General features: G+C 39.0%; 18 protein-coding genes. 1 reads left to right on the top strand and 17 read right to left on the bottom strand.

What is annotated here, in order from left to right; genetic code table 11:
- Positions 1-7 precede the first annotated feature (7 nt).
- The 12 genes from IGL93_RS06180 to IGL93_RS06125 all read right to left on the bottom strand — a co-directional run bounded on the left by IGL93_RS06180 (position 8) and on the right by IGL93_RS06125 (position 10,897).
- A complete protein-coding gene (locus tag IGL93_RS06180) occupies positions 8-514 on the bottom strand; it encodes a shikimate kinase (protein WP_010775841.1) in 507 nt (168 codons plus the stop codon).
- Positions 515-533: 19 nt separating this feature from the next.
- Positions 534-1,820 (bottom strand): 3-phosphoshikimate 1-carboxyvinyltransferase, encoded by a 1,287-nt coding sequence (gene aroA / locus IGL93_RS06175; protein ID WP_002374853.1) that lies wholly within the window; start codon positions 1,818-1,820, stop codon positions 534-536.
- A 6-nt stretch (positions 1,821-1,826) separates the two neighbouring features.
- Positions 1,827-2,921 carry a prephenate dehydrogenase gene (locus tag IGL93_RS06170; RefSeq protein ID WP_002379446.1) on the bottom strand — a complete coding sequence of 365 codons (1,095 nt, stop codon included), beginning with the start codon at positions 2,919-2,921 and terminating at the stop codon, positions 1,827-1,829.
- A gap of 33 nt (positions 2,922-2,954) precedes the next feature.
- Entirely contained in the window at positions 2,955-4,121 is a 1,167-nt protein-coding gene (aroC, locus tag IGL93_RS06165; RefSeq protein WP_002357582.1) for a chorismate synthase, read from the bottom strand.
- Between the two features lies 1 nt (position 4,122).
- Positions 4,123-5,199, bottom strand: a complete 1,077-nt coding sequence (aroB, locus tag IGL93_RS06160) for a 3-dehydroquinate synthase (protein WP_002369401.1) — start codon at positions 5,197-5,199, stop codon at positions 4,123-4,125.
- A gap of 22 nt (positions 5,200-5,221) precedes the next feature.
- Positions 5,222-6,247 carry a 3-deoxy-7-phosphoheptulonate synthase gene (gene aroF, locus IGL93_RS06155; protein WP_002363948.1) on the bottom strand — a complete coding sequence of 342 codons (1,026 nt, stop codon included), beginning with the start codon at positions 6,245-6,247 and terminating at the stop codon, positions 5,222-5,224.
- A gap of 36 nt (positions 6,248-6,283) precedes the next feature.
- Positions 6,284-7,150 carry a shikimate dehydrogenase gene (gene aroE, locus IGL93_RS06150; protein ID WP_002369402.1) on the bottom strand — a complete coding sequence of 289 codons (867 nt, stop codon included), beginning with the start codon at positions 7,148-7,150 and terminating at the stop codon, positions 6,284-6,286.
- Between the two features lie 488 nt (positions 7,151-7,638).
- Entirely contained in the window at positions 7,639-8,094 is a 456-nt protein-coding gene (locus IGL93_RS06145; RefSeq protein WP_002357586.1) for a hypothetical protein, read from the bottom strand.
- 89 nt (positions 8,095-8,183) lie between these two features.
- The gene (locus IGL93_RS06140) at positions 8,184-8,558 is read right to left on the bottom strand and encodes a thioesterase family protein (protein WP_002357588.1); all 375 of its coding nucleotides are present in this window, start codon (positions 8,556-8,558) and stop codon (positions 8,184-8,186) included.
- Positions 8,558-9,778: a CCA tRNA nucleotidyltransferase gene (locus IGL93_RS06135; protein WP_002365655.1), complete on the bottom strand. Its 1,221-nt coding sequence runs from the start codon at positions 9,776-9,778 to the stop codon at positions 8,558-8,560. Before IGL93_RS06135 ends, IGL93_RS06140 begins: the two co-directional genes overlap by 1 nt.
- A complete protein-coding gene (gene dapB / locus IGL93_RS06130; protein ID WP_010775840.1) occupies positions 9,775-10,554 on the bottom strand; it encodes a 4-hydroxy-tetrahydrodipicolinate reductase in 780 nt (259 codons plus the stop codon). Before dapB ends, IGL93_RS06135 begins: the two co-directional genes overlap by 4 nt.
- Complete coding sequence (locus IGL93_RS06125; protein WP_002363944.1) at positions 10,547-10,897, bottom strand: nucleotide pyrophosphohydrolase; 351 nt, start codon at positions 10,895-10,897, stop codon at positions 10,547-10,549. Before IGL93_RS06125 ends, dapB begins: the two co-directional genes overlap by 8 nt.
- Before the next feature lie 123 nt (positions 10,898-11,020).
- On the opposite strand from IGL93_RS06125, the gene IGL93_RS06120 reads away from it, so the two are divergent.
- Complete coding sequence (locus IGL93_RS06120) at positions 11,021-11,905, top strand: YitT family protein (protein ID WP_002357595.1); 885 nt, start codon at positions 11,021-11,023, stop codon at positions 11,903-11,905.
- Positions 11,906-11,942: 37 nt separating this feature from the next.
- Here IGL93_RS06120 and IGL93_RS06115 read toward each other — a convergent pair whose 3' ends face one another.
- The 5 genes from IGL93_RS06115 to der all read right to left on the bottom strand — a co-directional run bounded on the left by IGL93_RS06115 (position 11,943) and on the right by der (position 16,938).
- Positions 11,943-12,482 carry a ReoY family proteolytic degradation factor gene (locus tag IGL93_RS06115; protein ID WP_002361802.1) on the bottom strand — a complete coding sequence of 180 codons (540 nt, stop codon included), beginning with the start codon at positions 12,480-12,482 and terminating at the stop codon, positions 11,943-11,945.
- A gap of 9 nt (positions 12,483-12,491) precedes the next feature.
- A complete protein-coding gene (locus IGL93_RS06110; RefSeq protein WP_024041751.1) occupies positions 12,492-13,748 on the bottom strand; it encodes a tetratricopeptide repeat protein in 1,257 nt (418 codons plus the stop codon).
- Between the two features lie 9 nt (positions 13,749-13,757).
- Positions 13,758-14,798 carry a hypothetical protein gene (locus tag IGL93_RS06105; RefSeq protein ID WP_010775838.1) on the bottom strand — a complete coding sequence of 347 codons (1,041 nt, stop codon included), beginning with the start codon at positions 14,796-14,798 and terminating at the stop codon, positions 13,758-13,760.
- Between the two features lie 306 nt (positions 14,799-15,104).
- Entirely contained in the window at positions 15,105-15,380 is a 276-nt protein-coding gene (locus tag IGL93_RS06100) for an HU family DNA-binding protein (protein WP_002357604.1), read from the bottom strand.
- 247 nt (positions 15,381-15,627) lie between these two features.
- Positions 15,628-16,938, bottom strand: a complete 1,311-nt coding sequence (gene der, locus IGL93_RS06095; RefSeq protein ID WP_002357608.1) for a ribosome biogenesis GTPase Der — start codon at positions 16,936-16,938, stop codon at positions 15,628-15,630.
- Positions 16,939-17,076 lie beyond the last annotated feature (138 nt).

Genomic DNA, 17,076 nt, shown 5'->3' with positions numbered 1-17,076 from the left:
CGTTTCTCTACTCCTTTAATTGTTGCAGAATTTCATTGATAATTTCTTCTGGCAAGCGATTGGTCGTATCAATTGTCATCTTCGCACATTCTTCATAAAAATTTTTACGAGACTCAAACAAAGTAATGATTTCTTTTGAAGAACGTTCTATAGCTAAGGGGCGTTGGTTTTCAGTATCTTCTGCGATTCTTTTTAACAGCTCTTCTGGTGTCGCATGTAAATAAATCACTTGCTGAAAAGATTTTAATAAGCTACGATTTTCTGGTCCGACAACAATCCCGCCCCCAGTTGAAAGGACGGCTGTATTTTTTGACAGCTCCTTTAAAAGTTGGGTTTCCTGTTCTCGGAAAGCTGCTTCACCATATTTTTCGAAATAGTCAGGAATTGAGCGTCCTATTTTTTCAATTAACGCTGTATCTAAATCAAGATGAGGCATCTTTAGTTTATTGGCCAAACTTTGGCCGATAGTTGTTTTACCCGCACCCATGAAACCAATTAAAACAATGCTTTCCATGGTTCGTTATCCTCCTTCGTTAACAACTTAAACGTTCTAAGTCGTCAAAAAATGCTGGATAAGAAACTGAAACTGCTTCAGCCTTATCTAATTCAACAGTGCCTTCTTTTACAAGTAATGCAGCAATTTGTAACATCATCCCGATACGATGATCCCCATAACTGGTAACTCTTCCACCATGTAAAGAAGTTGGTCCATGTATAATTAAGCCATCATCAGTAGGCGTGATGTCGGCGCCTAAAATTGTTAATTCTTTCGCTACTGCATCAATCCGATTGGTTTCTTTGACTTTCAATTCTTCTGCATCTCGAATGATTGTCGTGCCAGTAGCCTGAGTAGCTAACAAAGCAATAATCGGTAACTCATCAATTAAACGTGGGATAATAGCGCCACCAATCTCTGTAGCTGTTAATTGACTCGTTTTTACAAGTAAATCGCCAGAGTGATTGGCCTCATCTTCATTTAAAATAGTGACGGAACCACCCATGTTTTTAATCACATCTAAAATACCTGTCCGCGTTTGATTTAAGCCAACATTTTTCAGAAGTATCTCGCTATCTGGGACTACTAAACCCGCAACTAAAAAGAAAGCTGCAGAAGAGATATCACCAGGAACTACCACATTTTGACCTGTTAATTGTTGCGGTCCAGTTAACATAATTTTTTTACCGTCTACTTCAAGCGTCCCACCAAATTGTCGAATCATCTCTTCTGTATGATCACGTGTCTTTTCTTTCTCAACCACTACAGAAGTGCCCTTGGCTTGCAAAGCGGCGAATAAAATAGCCGATTTAACTTGAGCACTTGCAACAGGCATTGTGTAGTCAATCGGTTGCAAATTTTGAGTCCCGCGAATAGAAATTGGCGGAAACTCCGTTTGCTGAACCCCTTGACATTCCGCTCCCATTTGGTTTAAAGGAAGCATCACACGATTCATCGGTCGTTTAGCAATAGACGCATCACCAGCTAGGCGCGTTTCAAAGGGACAGCCAGCTAAAATGCCCAGCATCAGACGAATTGTTGTCCCTGAATTTCCAACATCAATTGTATTCTTCGCCTTTTTTAAACCTGCAAATCCTTGCCCCTCAACGGTGATTGTCGTCCCGTCATCTTCAATGTTCACACCTAAAGAACGAAACGCCGCTAAGGTACTTAAACAATCTTCGCCTCTTAGAAAATTTGTAATCGTCGTTTTTCCAGAAGAAATCGCTCCAAACATAATACTTCTATGGGAAATCGATTTGTCGCTAGGAACCATCAGAGTCCCTTGTAAATGTTTCACATTTGTACGTAGTTGCACCCTCATCACCTCTTATTTTTCGTAACACGTATAGTTCGTTTTTTTAGATAAAATTTGTTTTGCAGCTTGGCAGTCTGGTTGATTTTTAAAAGACAATTGAAGAATCCCATAGATTTCTTCTCTCGTTTCTAAAATTTTAATATTTGTAAGAGAAAGGTCCGCTTCGCCTAAAATTTGCGTAATTTCAGCAATGATTCCTGGTTGATCTGGTACATCAACAAACAGATCATAGAAAGCTGGGATTGCGCCTTCTTTATGAATGGGCAACTGAGCACGTGTTTCTTTGGCCTTATCAAAAAAATTACGAATAGCTGGGGCATTTTTTTCTGTTAACCATTGGCAAACAGTAGTCATCTCTTTTTGCCAATTTTCTAGTAAGTCCAATAATACTAAGCGATTGCTTAATAAAATATCCGTCCACATCGTTGCATCAGAGGAAGCAATTCGAGTAATATCTCTGAATCCTCCAGCCGCTAGCTGCTGCGCTCTAGGGTAAGTGGTATTCAGTTGCTGACTTTCGTTCACTAACGCTGCGGCAACAATATGTGGCAAGTGACTTAGAGCACCAGTAATTTCATCATGTTCCTGTGCAGGCATCGTAATAAACTTCGCATGCGTTCCTTTTAGTAACGTTTGTAACTCCTGAATCTGTTTGTTTTTTTCGCCATGGTCATCGGTAAAAATATAGTAGGCATTTTCAAACAAACGTTCATCAGCGGCTGTTACGCCGGATTTATGTGAACCAGCCATTGGATGACCACCAATAAAATTTTTCATGTTAAGCTTTGTTGCTAACTGATTAATTTCCACCTTGGTACTACCCACATCTGTGATCAGAGCAGTTTCTAGTGACAATTGGTTTAATTCTTCTAGTTGTACTAAAGTTGCTTTAACTGGGGAACAAAGAAAAATAATCTCTGCTCGTCTTGCCCCACTTGTTAAAGATTCAGCTATCTCATCAATTAGACCCGTTTTCTTAGCAAATTCAGTTGACTCCGCTTGATTATCGAAACCGATAATCTCACTGTTGGGATGTCCTTTTTTGATACACAAAGCCAGTGAACTCCCGATTAGCCCTAATCCTACGATTAAAATACGTTTCTTCATTTTTTCCCTCCATATACTTGCGACTTTCTTCCATTAAAAGTTTTGAGTATATAGACGATAACGTTTCACTGCTTCTTTCATTTGTTCAAATGAGTCACTATCAAATTTTTCGAGCATAGCCTTCGCTACTTCCGTTGCAACAACGGCTTCACAAACAACGCTAGCGGCCGGTACCGCCGTGCTATCAGAGCGCTCAACACTGGCCTTATAAGGCTCTTTTGTATCAATATTCACGCTTTGTAATGGTTTATAAAGGGTTGGAATAGGTTTCATGACACCACGAACGATGATTGGCATTCCGTTGGTCATTCCTCCTTCAAAACCGCCTAAATTGTTGGAAGTTCTGGTATAACCAGTACTTTCGTCCCAAACAATCTCGTCCATCACTTGACTACCAGGGCGTTGCGCCATTTCAAATCCAATGCCAAACTCAGCACCTTTAAAAGCATTGATGCTTACAACAGCTTGCGCAATTTTGGCATCTAGTTTACGATCCCATTGAACATAGCTACCTAAGCCAGCTGGAACGCCACCCACAAGTACTTCTACTACCCCACCAATTGTATCGCCATTTTTCTTGGTTTGGTCAATTAGTTCTTTCATTTTTTCTTCTACGGAAGGATCTAATACGCGAACGGCAGATTGTTCAGATCGTTCTTGAATTTCACGAATCGTTAAATTTTCAGGAATCGTAGCTTCAATCCCACCTAATACCGCGACATGCCCAGCAACTTGGATATCCAATTCAGCTAAGAGTTTTTTAGCAACCGCACCAATCGCCACACGCATCGTTGTTTCTCGTGCCGAAGACCGTTCTAAAACATTCCGTAAATCATCATGTTGATATTTCATTCCACCGACTAAATCAGCATGTCCTGGACGTGGTTTGCTGACGCGGCGGATTTTCTTTTGTTTTTCAGGAACTGGCTCTACTGACATCACGGAGGTCCAATTTTTCCAGTCTTTGTTTTCGACAATCAACGTTACTGGTGAGCCAAGTGTTTTACCATGCCGAATACCCGAAGTAATACGTACTTGGTCTTTTTCAATTTTCATCCGTCCCCCACGACCGTAACCGCCTTGACGTCTTGCTAATTCTCGGTTAATCTCTTCGCTACTTAAAGGCAAGCCGGCTGGTAAGCCTTCAATAATAGCAGTTAATTCAGGTCCATGTGATTCGCCTGCTGTAATAAAGCGCATCTTAAATTCCTCCTTCTCTATTTAAAAATGCTCGAATTTCTTCCGTTGGTAAAGAGACAATTTTCGCTTGACCAATTTTTTCTAAGACAATGATTTTAATCTGTCCCCCACGTGTTTTTTTATCATGTGTAATTGCTTGATAGAGACGTTCTTCTGGCCAACGATCTGTCGTTACTGGTAAATCGAACTTTTCTAGCATGGTGACCAACTCTTGGGTAGTCCCAAGTGGGGAAAGCCCTCGTTGTTCTGCGACTTGAGTTATTTGAATCATTCCTAAAGAAACGCCTTCACCGTGAGCAATCACCCCGTAACCAGCTGTATTTTCTAATGCGTGGCCAATCGTATGCCCAAAATTCAGAATCAAACGTAAGCCCAAATCTAATTCATCTTCTTCGACGACATCACGTTTAATCTTGCAACAGGCCGTGATAATTTCTTCTGCATGTGCCACTAAATCTTGTTCATTTTCCAAAGAGGATAAACGGTGCCACAATTCAACATCAGCGATAGCTGCTGATTTTACAATTTCTGCAATTCCTTCACGCACACGTCTAGGTTCTAATGTTTTAAGTGTATTAGGATCAATTAAAACCCCATCTGGTTGGGCAAAAGTACCGACAAGATTTTTGGCTTTTTTAGTGTTAACCGCTGTTTTACCTCCAATGCTACTATCTACTTGTGCCAGTAAGGTTGTTGGTACTTGCAAAAAGTGAATACCGCGCATATAGGTTGAAGCGACAAATCCAGCTAGATCTCCCACAACACCTCCACCTAGAGCAATTAGACCATCACTTCGAGTCAATTGCTGTTCCGCTAAAAAATCATAAAGCAGCTGAGCTGTTTCGAGGCTCTTACTTTGTTCACCTGCCGCTACAGCAATCAATGATGTTTCAAAACCAGCAGCTTGCAATTCTTTCTCAACGGCTGCGCCATATAATTTATTCACCGTTTCATCGGTAATAATCGCTACCCGTTGTGGCTGCCACAGGCTACGTACCCAGGTGCCAATTTTATCTAAGGCACCTGTTTCGATGGTTAAATCATATGAATGTGTAGGTAACGTTACGGTTAATTTCATGTCCTCTACTCCTCTGTCTTTACTAATCTTCTAAAGCATTAATTTCTTTCATTGCTTTTTCGATGATATGAACTTCTTTCATCATACGTAGGTAAGTTTTTTCATTCAAGGATTGTGGCCCATCTGACCACGCATTCGCTGGATCTGGGTGAATTTCTACAATCAAGCCGTCCGCACCTGAAGCAACACCTGCTCGGGCCATTGGCGGTACTAAATCCCAGATACCAACACCATGACTCGGATCAACAATAATTGGAAAATGACTTAATTTTTTAATTAAAGGCACCGCACTTAAATCAAGTGTATTGCGCGTAGCGGTTTCGTACGTACGAATCCCACGTTCAATGAAGATCACATTGAAATTCCCTTGCGCAGCAATGTATTCAGCTGCGTTTAGCCATTCATCAATCGTACCAGCAATCCCGCGTTTTAAGCCAATAGGTTTTCCAGTTTTACCAACCGCTTGTAATAACTTGAAATTTTGCATGTTGCGCGCACCGATTTGTAAAATGTCACTGTATTTTGCGACAAGTTCTAAATTCGCTTCATCCATTACTTCTGTAATGACTTGCATATCTAATTCATCAGCCGCTTGGCGAATGTATTTTAGTCCTTCTTCTTCTAGTCCTTGGAAAGCGTATGGCGACGTTCTAGGTTTGAATGCACCACCTCGTAAAATTGTTGCACCGCCAGCTTTAGCAATTCGCGCACATTCACGAATCTGATCTAAGCTTTCGATTGAACAAGGGCCCGCCATCATGGTCATACTGCCGTCACCGATTTTAACACCGTTCACATCAACCACTGTATTCTCTGGATGAAATAAACGACTCGTTAGTTTGTATGACAACGAAATGCGGACACTTTTCTCCACGCCTTCTAATGCTGTTAACTCTGCTTCAACTAATTTTTCTGTATCACCAATCAAGCCTATCACTGTTTTTCCATTATCTTGACTTGTTTGAGTAGTTAAGCCTGCACCTGTTACTAAATCAATGACTTGTTTCATTTGCTTTTCGGTTGCATTTTCTTTCATAATTACGATCATTATATTCTCTCCTCATGCCTTTAAACGGCGCTCTTTTTATCTATTTTCAATTTTACGTTTTACGACTGATACAGGCATTTTTTGTCCTGTCCATTGTTCAAAAGCAGCAGCTCCTTGATAAAGTAGCATGTCCAAGCCGTTGCTTGTTTCTGCGCCACGTAAACGGGCTTCTTTTAATAACTGTGTTTCTCTGGGATTATAAATAGCATCATACACGAATAACTTCGGTTGAATCATTGCATAATTTTCTATAGGACTACTATGCGCATGTGGATGCATACCCACACTCGTTGCATTAACTAACAAGACGCTTTCAGCAACATCTTTTGCTAGTTTTTCAGTATCCGCTAAATCGTTTAAATGGATTACACAGTTGGTTCGTTCAGTGAAATTTGCCAGTTTTTTTTGACTGTCGTTAAACCCCGCGCTTTTCCTGTTGTAAACGGCGATTTCTTTCACGCCATCTAAAGCAGCTTGGGCAATGATTGATAAGGCTGCACCACCTGTTCCTAAGATGGTCATTTTATTCTGAAAAACGTCAACCTTTTTCTCTTTCAAACTCCACATAAAACCAGTACCATCCGTGCTGTCTCCGTAAAGTTTTCCATCTTTGTTGACAATCGTATTAATTGCGCCAACCAGTTGAGCGGTAGGACTTAGTTCATCCATATAACTTACAGCCGCCACTTTATTGGGCATTGATAAGTTGGCCCCTAACATGTGAAACGTTCGAATCGCTTCAATTGCTTGTGGCAATGTCTCTTGTCCAACGTCAAACGCCAGATACCGAGCATCAACTCCTAAATTTTGAAATGCTGTATTATGAATCAACGGTGAAATACTGTGTTGGCTGGGTTTCGCGAATAGCCCAGCTAAACGAGTGGCTCCAGTTATTTCTTTCATCCTGTGTGCTCCTTTACGAAATTTTTTTAGTAAGTTTCTGAAATCCTAATTTTTGGCCAAACAAAAAGGATATTCACAGTAAATTTTAAGAAAAATCTACAGTGAATACCCTACAAAAAAGCAATATAAAAGCCACTATAGATTTTCTTAAATCTACATGGCTGAAAGTCATCTTAAATTTCCCTAGCCATTATAGATACAAACGTTTGTTGTCTGTACCCATAATGTTATGAATACAAACCTATCTAAAATAGCTAAAGTAAAAGTTATTCAGTTGTGTATGGTTTTTCTTCGTTGTTGTCATAAGAATCACTCCAAAACTGATTTAATTAAGAATTGTTAACAGTATACCGCTAGAAAAAACATGTGTCAACACTTATTCGCTTATTTTTTCGACTATTCTATTAAAACCAATGTTATTTTATTCGTCAAAAGACTGAAAAAAGCCACAGGAACCAGTCATTTCACTGATTCCTGTGGAGCAAAAATTATTTTAATTCTTCAGCGTATACATCGTCAACTGTTTGTGTTGGGTCGATAACAATGTATAAGTTTTTAGTTTTTTCGCTGACTTTTGTAGATTGATAGATGTTATCCAAGCCCTCATCTGTTTTATCTTTGTAAGGGAAATAAACTAAATCTGGTGTGCCATTTTTGTAAAGAATTTCCATACGTTCGATATCTTCATATTTTAAAGCACGAGAGAACATCCCTAATTCTAAGCCACCTAAGTTAATATCGTGGGTTTGAACATGATCTCCTTCTTGGAAAATTTCAATTTTGAACCCTTCACATGGATGAATTTCAACAAATTCACTACCATGGATACGGCCAAAACTTGTTGTAATATGTTTGATCCATAAATCACCAATAAAACGACGATCAATCGTCCAAGTTTCACCATTTCTGAAATAAAATTTAAGTCCTGTCATTTCTCTAGCCATAGCACAAATCTCCTTACTTAAAAATAATTTCTTACATTATTAGTTTACCATACTTTTGATAAACGGTCACAAACTTTCGCTGTAGATTCTTAATCTTTTGTTATTCTTTTTAAAAAAGAATCAATCTCAACTACTGCACGTTGGTGAGAACCTTTGGCAATTTGTCGTTCTCCTTCATAAGCAACAAATTCATAGCGTATTTTGTGTGCAGTCTGTTCAATGCTGGTCATCGTAACAACGATTGTCGCCCCTACCGCGGATGGAAATAAGTGGCGCAATTCTAACACCGTTCCGACAGTTGTTTCCCCAACTGATAATTGGTCCTTCACAGCTTCTTTGGCTGTTTGTTCAATCATGGCAGCTAAAGCAGGGGTTCCTAAAACTTCTAAGTCACCAGAACCGAGCATTTTAGCCGTTTGTGATTCTTTCACCAAGAATTCTTTTGTAAACATTTCTGTTGGCATTATGCTTTCTCTCCTTTTGAACGTTGTTTTTTGGCAAACGAAAGCAGAACTTCTTGTTTATTCTCTAAGCTACCTTCAACAACGTGTTGCTCGATTTCAGCAATCAGTTCCCCTAACCATTTGCCTGGTGTTTCTTCTAAGACGGCTAAAAGGTCTTTTCCTGTGATGGCCAATTCATGTCTTTGATGGATGGGTAATGCCTTAACTAACTCTTTTGTTACTTGTACTTGACTCTCTTGTTGGTAATAATATAAAAGCCTTTCAACAAGTACTGCTGATTCTTCGCCTAATTCATAAAGCATCATTGGCTGCCAGTCGTTACTCAAGCGAAAACGCAAACCGCGTACTAATTGTGAAACGTTTTGGATTAATTGATTTGAAAGTTTCCAAGCCTTTAAGAAGGAGCGAATTTCTGCTTCTGGTAAATTCAACGATTGGATAAGTAACGTCCACGCTTCTGCTTCTGTTTCAATTTGACGAGCAGGCAAGTCCATTAAACGAAAAAGTCCAGCCCCTTGTTCTCGTAATTTGGGACAATATTGATAGCATTCTGTTTCAATAAACGGAGCTAAGCCACCTTGTCGATTAACCCCTAAAAGCATTTTTACAAATTCAATTGTAATGCGTTCTACTGAAATTTTTTCCAATAAAGGATGAAATTCAGCGATAGCAGCTAAGGTTTTTTCTTCAATTTTAAAATCTAATTGGCTAGCAAAGCGTAAGCCCCGCATCATCCGCAGAGCATCTTCATGAAACCGCTCATGGGGATTGCCGACTGCACGAATGGTTTGATTAGTTAAATCTTCGATACCATCAAATAAATCAATGATTTCGCCTGTGCTGTCAAGCGCCAAGGCATTAATCGTAAAATCTCGCCGTTTTAAGTCTTCTTTCAAGGAGCGAACAAAGGTGACTTCATCTGGTCGGCGAAAGTCTTGATAAGTTGACTCGGTACGAAAGGTTGTTACTTCATACTGTTGGTCTTCCATCAATACAAGGACTGTGCCATGTTCGATGCCCACATCAACGGTTCGTTTAAAAATTTGCTTAATTTCTTCTGGATAGGCACTTGTCGCAATATCGACATCATGGATTGGTTTATTTAATAAAGCATCACGCACACTGCCCCCGACAAAATACGCTTCAAAGCCCTGTGCATTGATTTCACGAATAACGGGAGCGGCTTCTTTAAATTCGTTTGGAATAGTTGTCAATTTCATAGCATCTGTTCCAATCCGTAAAGTAGTTCTGTTCTCTGTACCACTTGCCGACAAGCTAACGCTACTCCTGTCATGAATGAACGCCGATCATAAGAATCATGCCGAATAGTGAGCCCTTCACCTACACTGCCAAATTGGACTTGTTGGTGTGCCACTAAACCAGGTAAGCGGACACTATGGATTCGCAGACCTTCGAAATCAGCCCCGCGTGCCCCTGGTATTGATTCTACCTCTTGCGGATTCCCTTGTTTTTTTGCTGGCCGAACTTCTTGAATCATTTCTGCAGTTTTTATAGCCGTTCCACTTGGTGCATCTAATTTGTTATCATGATGTAATTCAATGATTTCCACATCCGGAAAATACTGTGCCGCTTTTTGGGCAAATTGCATCATTAAAACTGCCCCAATTGCAAAATTTGGCGCAATTAAGCCGCCGATGGCTTTTTCTCGAGATAGGTTTGTCAATTCGTTGATTTGTTCCTCCGTAAAGCCTGTCGTCCCAACAACTGGCGCCATACCATGTTCCAACGCAAAACGTGTATTTGGATAGGCGGCTTCAGGAACCGTAAAATCAATCCAAACATCTGGTTTGACAGCTAGGACTTCTTCTAAGCGCTGAAAAACGGGAATTGCTGTTTCATCATTGAAAGAAACAGTTTCTTGTGCTTCATGAGGATCATACACACCTACTAATTCAAAGTCTGCGGTTTCTATGACCATTTGTGTAGCAGTACTGCCCATCCGTCCTTTAAACCCAGCGACAATTATTTTAATCATGTGTTTTCCCATCCTTTCTTTCAAAGCGATAGCGATCCCGCTTGTTAAATTTGGCCATATTTTCTTCAAAAACTTCGGTTAAATCAATCTCTAAAGAATTTGCCATGCTAATCAATACAAAAAAGACATCTCCAAGTTCCTCTGATACTGTCTTTGGTTTTTCGTCTGCTTTTTTCTGTTTTTCACCATAATAATGATTGACTTCACGGGCTAATTCTCCGACCTCTTCCGTCAAACGAGCCATTTGTCCTAATGGTGAAAAATAGCCTGTTTTAAACTGTTGAATATAATCATCAACTTCTGTTTGCATCGATTGCAAACTACGTTGTTCTGATTCTGACATTTTACCCCAACCTTTCTTACTCTACCTCCTACATCTTATCAAAAACTCGGCTATCTGGAAAGGTTCTACTTGTTGTTTTATATAGAGAATGATACAGTTTATACTGTAAAAGGACGTGATTAAATGGAAGAACAAAGATTTTATTTTAAAGATGTGTTATTTATTGTATTAGGAAGCTGTATCTATGCCTTTGGTTTGGTTACTTTCAATATTGCCAATGACCTGGCCGAAGGTGGTGTCACGGGGATTACTTTGATTTTAAGAGCCTTATTTCATTTTAACCCAGCATATACGACATTATTAATCAATATTCCGCTCTTATTAATTGGTGGGAAAATTTTAGGCAAACGCTCCCTCTATTATACGCTAATTGGCACCGTGTCGTTATCAGTATTTTTGTGGTTTTGGCAAAAATTTCCTGTTGAAATTAATTTAGATCATGATTTATTGATTGCTGCTCTCTTAGCTGGTTTGGCCGCAGGATTTGGGAGTGGCCTTGTTTACCGCGTAGGCGGAACCACTGGTGGGACCGACGTCATTGCCCGCATTTTCGAAAAATACTTTGGGATTAGCATGGGCCGCTCGTTGTTACTTTTTGATGTTGCAGTCTTACTCCTCTCGTTGACCTATATTGATGTCAAACGAATGATGTATACTTTAATTGTGTCCTTTGTTTTCAGTCGTGTTGTCGATTCTGTACTCGATGGAGCCTATGCTGCGAAAGGAATTTTAATTGTTTCCAATCATTCCGAAGAAATCGGTCAAAGTTTAATGGCTTCTTTAGAACGTGGGGTAACATATTTAAATGGTGAAGGTGCTTATTCACAAGTGGAAAAACGGGTTCTCTACACGGTAGTCAGTCCTCGAGAAATAATGGAAGTCAAACGGATTGCTAATGAAATAGATGAAAAAGCCTTTGTGTCCATCATTAACGTACATGAAGCAATTGGCGAAGGCTTTACTTATGCAAAACCTAGCAAACAACGGCGCTTTAAATTAAAACAATAAATAAAACCCAGCATTTATTGAAAATGCTGGATTTTATTTATTGTTGTTTCAAACGATTTAATTCATCGGATAATTCTAAAAACGCTTCTTTGTTGCCTGTTTCTAAAGCATCATCAATTTGAGCTTTAATTAATGCCATTCGCTGCGTTTGTTCTTCTTGCTTAAAATATTGATCAATCGCTCTGGCAACTTCCTGATCCACTTGTTCATTCCATGGCGCAAACGGATTATCTTCTAAAACAGATAAATACTGGCTCGTTTGCCAAGCCTCTGGAAATACACATTCTAAATAAAGAGCTTTCCGCCAATTCATCCGAATCTCATGAAAAATTTGTTCCGGATCTGTAAATTCTTGTGCTTGGATAAAAAGCAATAACGGCTCCTTACCTAAACCATCTGCTACCACGCGGATCCCTCGATCAGTCTTCTCTACGTTCTCAACAAAATGAACATTATTTAAAATCGCATCGTGCGTTAATAAGTAATTTAAAATCCACAGTACTTCTCTTCTTCCAAAAGGCACGGTATTCACTAACCAAGTTAAAAATTTTTTCTTTTCTGATAAACTAACAAACATCGTCGTTTCCTATCTTTCTTCCATATCTGCTAGCACAGATTGCATGTCGACATCACCAGGTTCATGTTCCAAATAATGGTGTAACAAGTGTTTTGCTTTTTCAAGTTCGCCTTCTTCTCGTAAGAACAATGCGTATTCTTTTAGAAATTCTGGTTCGTGAGACAATTCTTGCGCTGCTTGTTCGTAATGAACTTTAGCGACGGCAAAGTCTTCTAATTCGTTGTACGCTTTTGCTAAGTTCCATTCAGCATAAGGATGATCCGTTTCCTCTAAATCATTTAAAATAGTAATTACTTCCTCAAAACGCTCTTCCGTGAGGTAGAGATTACTTAAGGTCAAACGACTTTCATCTGTTTTCTCACCTAATTCCAAAGCTTTTAACAACCAGTTTTCAGCACCAGCAATATCGTGTAAGCGATAGGCATTTTCAGAGGCAAATTGGTATAACTCTACTTGGAAGGGGTTTTCCGCAATTCCTTCTTCGATCACCGCTTTTGCTTCCTCTAATTGCTCTTCTTCTTGGAGCGCTTCCGCTAAATATAGATAAAGTGATTGATAATGTGGGTTTAGTGTTTTTAATTGCTGGAACAATGCAATGGCTTTTTGATTCTCATGTAACTGTAAATAAGTGAAAGCTAACTGGAATAAACGATCGTCTGTTTGTTCTTCTTTGACTGCGGCTTCCAAATAAGGAACTGCTTCTTCAAAATCACCTAACATGCTGTAACTACTCCCTAAGCGTTCATTCAAGGAAATAGCAGAGATTTGCGCTGTCCCACTTTCTACAATGCTTTGATAACGAGTGATAGCCTCGACAAATTGACCATTTGTAAAATATAGTTCTCCCAAAGCAAATTGAATTAACGGCTCTTCTGGCATAAGATTGGCTGCTTCTTTTAATTTCGCTTCACTGACTTCTGGAATCCCTAAAACTTGGTACAAATCCGCAGTGACTAAGAGACTTTGGACATAACTGTCACTAGTTTCTGGAATTTTTTCTAAATAGATGAATGCGTCATCTATTTCATTATTTTCAATGGCGATTTCTGCTAATGGAATGTTTAAGCCATCTGCATCGGGAAATTGTTCCAACAATTGTTGGAAAATTTGTTTGGCTTCTTCTAGAAAACCTAAAGATAATAACGTTTCCCCTAAATCAGCTAAGGTATTTTCATCATCTTTCTTTAATGCTTCTTCAAACATTAACTGTGCTTCTGCTAAATTTTCAGCTTGTAATGCTTGAACCATTTTTTCACTATATGACATAATTTCCCCTCAAATCTCTTTTAAAATTTCTTGGTATCTTTCAATCGTTGTTAACAGTTGATCGGGCGTTGGCTTTAAAGCTACTCCTAGTTGACCGATTTTTTCCAACACCATAGGAGGACCTAGTGTTTCTGTGTGAGCCAAGACTTGTTCTGCGTAATCAGCACTTAAAATTTCTTTTGGAAACGCCACCGGAAAACCTAAGCGAATAAACCAAACGATAAAATTTTTAAATTGAAAGTCAAAGTGATTGACTTGCTGGCTCCATAAAACTTGTAACAACAATCCCAATAATCGTTTCATGGGACCTGATAACAAATGGCCATTTTCGGTTGTAGCAAAGGCCGCTTCAAAAACTCGGCCAAATTGATCCACTTTTTCCCCTGCTTGTTCATACAAAGATAACAACTCGTCTAAAATACCATTAAATGACGTTTGATTCAACCGTTTTTTATCTGGATACGTTTGGTATAGCATTTGTAAATAAGTATAATCACAGACAAGACCCGCTCGAATAAAAACGAGCAAATCAATTAAAGGGGCAGCACCTTTTTTATTGGTCAAGGTACTATCAAACAAAATTTCTTCTGAATGATTTTCTATATGCATAGTTGCATGCTGTGCTTGCTGAATTGTGACACTTGGTAAAAGTCCTTGCCGTAACGCTTGAACAGACACAGGCATCAGCCAACATTTGGAGGAACACTTACTTACTTGGTGCAGAAATGCGGTTAATTGTAGTACCCCTTCATTACCCAAACCAATCAATAAAACATCCTGATTTTCTGGCCAATCAGCTAAGAAACGTAACACACTTTCTAATTCTGATAAGTCATTGCAATGAACATCATTGCGACAAATATACCAGTTTAATCCCAACTGTTCCCCAAAGGCATAATTAATCTTCTCAGAAAAAAGATCATAGTAACGCTGATTCGCCAAAACAACGATTGACTCCGTCGTTACTGGTCGTTTTTTTAGGACGGAAGCAAATGTTTCTCCATAAATAATAGTGACCTTGTTTTCCCCTCTAGAATAGTTGTATTTCATTGATTCACCACCTTAAGACTGTTTCCTCTTCCTTCACCCCAAGTCTAGCATAACCACTAAAAAACAGCTACTGGCAACAACTTATTTTTGTCCTTCATTCATAAATCTTTCTCTTTTTATCAAAAAAGCAAGGAGCGAGTGTCGAACCGTTCCCGCTTGATTCTCGGAGCGAAGCACGTTTTTCTCACCCAAGGTTCGTTACAATTTAGCCTTTTAGCGTACTGTTTCGACCACCTCTTAAAATAACATTTTTTATGTATGATTCAAAAAAGAACCCTTGGAAACCAAGGGTTCTAATTGTCTGTCTTATTTCACTGCATCTTTCAATGCTTTACCTGGTTTGAATGCAGGTACTTTGCTTGCAGCGATTTGAATTTCTTGTCCAGTTTGTGGGTTACGTCCTTTACGAGCTGCGCGTTCGCGAACTTCAAAGTTACCAAAACCGATTAATTGAACTTTTTCACCTTTAGCAAGAGTTTCTTGAATTGTTGAAAAGACAGCGTCTACTGCTGCAGTAGCATCTTTTTTAGTTAAACCAGTTGAAGATGCAACGTTTTCGATTAATTCTGCTTTATTTGCCATGGATCATTTCACCTCCTCTATAAGAGATACGATGTTTTTACACACCTAAAGTTCCGTCTATTTTTGAGTGGTCCAAAAACAGACAGCAAATATTGATCTGGTTCAATATTCTGTTAACAAGATAGCATAAGAAAGTTGTAATAGCAAGGTTTTTAGTGTATTTTAACCAGTTTTTTCAAAAAATAATCATTTTTTCTCAAAGTTGATAAATTTATTTGAATATCTAAAAAAAGTATGGTAGAATGCACTATTTTCGGCGTCGCGGAATGATTTTAATCGGCGTGCCCTCAAACGTAAATGCTTTTCTGATTTGATTTTCTAAAAACCGGGCATAAGAAAAGTGCATTAGTTCTTCTTCGTTGACAAAAATAACAAATGTAGGTGGTTTGACTGCCACTTGTGTTGCATAAAAAATCTTCAAACGTTTTCCTTTATCGGTTGGTGTCGGATTAATTGCTACAGCATCCATTACAACGTCATTTAACAACGCTGAAGGAATCCGTAAGTTTTGATTCATACTTACTGTTTCAATTAGTTCAGGCAGTTTGTTTAAACGTTGTTTGGTTAATGCAGACACAAAAATAATGGGTGCATAATCTAAATATTGGAATTCATCACGAATTTCCGCTTCAAAATCACGCATTGTATTTGTATCTTTTTTGACTGTATCCCATTTGTTGACCACGATAATAATACCGCGACCTGCTTCATGGGCATAGCCCGCCACACGCTTGTCTTGCTCACGAATACCTTCTTCTGCATTCAAGACCATTAAAACAATGTCTGAGCGTTCAATCGCCCGCATTGCGCGCATGACGCTATATTTTTCAGTTGATTCGTATACTTTCCCACGTTTACGCATACCAGCCGTATCAATCATTAAGAACTTTTGACCTTCTTCAGATTCAAAATACGTATCGATTGCATCTCGCGTTGTTCCTTCAATATCTGAAACAATCACACGATCTTCACCAAGAATAGCATTAATCAATGATGATTTACCGACATTTGGACGCCCGATTAAACTAAATTTAATTGTATCTTCGTCCTCTTCTTCTGAAGTGTTAGGAAAATGTTTAACTGCTTCGTCTAACACATCGCCAATGCCTAAACCATGACTACCAGAAACTGGGAAAGGATCCCCTAGTCCTAAAGCATAAAATTCATAAATATCATTACGCATTTCAGGATTGTCAACTTTATTAACAGCTAAGATCACTGGTTTATTACTACGATATAAAATTTTTGCTACTAACTCATCTGCATCAGTAATTCCTTCACGGCCACTAGCAACAAAGATAATCACATCTGCTTCATCAATCGCAATTTCTGCTTGGTGTTTGATTTGATCCATAAATGGTTCGTCACCTAAATCAATCCCACCTGTATCAATAATACTAAATTCACGCCCTAACCATTCTCCAGTTGTATAAATACGGTCGCGTGTTACGCCGGGAGTATCTTCTACAATCGAGATACGCTCACCGGCAATGCGGTTAAAAATAGTCGATTTACCGACATTCGGTCTACCGACAATCGCAATAGTTGGATTTGCCATTTGATTCCCTCCTTGAGAATTTCAATCCTTACTAGTTTACCTAATCAAACCTTAAAGTGCAAGAAAAGTTTTAGTTTCTGCTGATTTTCTAACTAATTCAAGAAAAAATGAGTTTGACATAGCCGATCTGTTTACGGC

This window comes from Enterococcus sp. DIV1328a (genome assembly GCF_050536905.1).
Taxonomy (GTDB): Bacteria; Bacillota; Bacilli; order Lactobacillales; family Enterococcaceae; genus Enterococcus; species Enterococcus faecalis.
This window is presented reverse-complemented; position numbering and strand designations above follow the sequence as displayed.

What these genes read in the sequence shown, in the direction of transcription:
- IGL93_RS06180 (WP_010775841.1), bottom strand. Translation starts at nt 514, where the DNA reads ATGGAAAGCATTGTTTTAATTGGTTTCATGGGTGCGGGTAAAACAACT.
- aroA (WP_002374853.1), bottom strand. Translation starts at nt 1,820, where the DNA reads ATGAGGGTGCAACTACGTACAAATGTGAAACATTTACAAGGGACTCTG.
- IGL93_RS06170 (WP_002379446.1), bottom strand. Translation starts at nt 2,921, where the DNA reads ATGAAGAAACGTATTTTAATCGTAGGATTAGGGCTAATCGGGAGTTCA.
- aroC (WP_002357582.1), bottom strand. Translation starts at nt 4,121, where the DNA reads ATGCGCTTTATTACAGCAGGCGAATCACATGGACCTGAATTAACTGCT.
- aroB (WP_002369401.1), bottom strand. Translation starts at nt 5,199, where the DNA reads ATGAAATTAACCGTAACGTTACCTACACATTCATATGATTTAACCATC.
- aroF (WP_002363948.1), bottom strand. Translation starts at nt 6,247, where the DNA reads ATGATCGTAATTATGAAAGAAAATGCAACCGAAAAGCAAATGAAACAA.
- aroE (WP_002369402.1), bottom strand. Translation starts at nt 7,150, where the DNA reads ATGAAAGAAATAACTGGAGCCACTCGTTTAGCTGGGCTATTCGCGAAA.
- IGL93_RS06145 (WP_002357586.1), bottom strand. Translation starts at nt 8,094, where the DNA reads ATGGCTAGAGAAATGACAGGACTTAAATTTTATTTCAGAAATGGTGAA.
- IGL93_RS06140 (WP_002357588.1), bottom strand. Translation starts at nt 8,558, where the DNA reads ATGCCAACAGAAATGTTTACAAAAGAATTCTTGGTGAAAGAATCACAA.
- IGL93_RS06135 (WP_002365655.1), bottom strand. Translation starts at nt 9,778, where the DNA reads ATGAAATTGACAACTATTCCAAACGAATTTAAAGAAGCCGCTCCCGTT.
- dapB (WP_010775840.1), bottom strand. Translation starts at nt 10,554, where the DNA reads ATGATTAAAATAATTGTCGCTGGGTTTAAAGGACGGATGGGCAGTACT.
- IGL93_RS06125 (WP_002363944.1), bottom strand. Translation starts at nt 10,897, where the DNA reads ATGTCAGAATCAGAACAACGTAGTTTGCAATCGATGCAAACAGAAGTT.
- IGL93_RS06120 (WP_002357595.1), top strand. Translation starts at nt 11,021, where the DNA reads ATGGAAGAACAAAGATTTTATTTTAAAGATGTGTTATTTATTGTATTA.
- IGL93_RS06115 (WP_002361802.1), bottom strand. Translation starts at nt 12,482, where the DNA reads ATGTTTGTTAGTTTATCAGAAAAGAAAAAATTTTTAACTTGGTTAGTG.
- IGL93_RS06110 (WP_024041751.1), bottom strand. Translation starts at nt 13,748, where the DNA reads ATGTCATATAGTGAAAAAATGGTTCAAGCATTACAAGCTGAAAATTTA.
- IGL93_RS06105 (WP_010775838.1), bottom strand. Translation starts at nt 14,798, where the DNA reads ATGAAATACAACTATTCTAGAGGGGAAAACAAGGTCACTATTATTTAT.
- IGL93_RS06100 (WP_002357604.1), bottom strand. Translation starts at nt 15,380, where the DNA reads ATGGCAAATAAAGCAGAATTAATCGAAAACGTTGCATCTTCAACTGGT.
- der (WP_002357608.1), bottom strand. Translation starts at nt 16,938, where the DNA reads ATGGCAAATCCAACTATTGCGATTGTCGGTAGACCGAATGTCGGTAAA.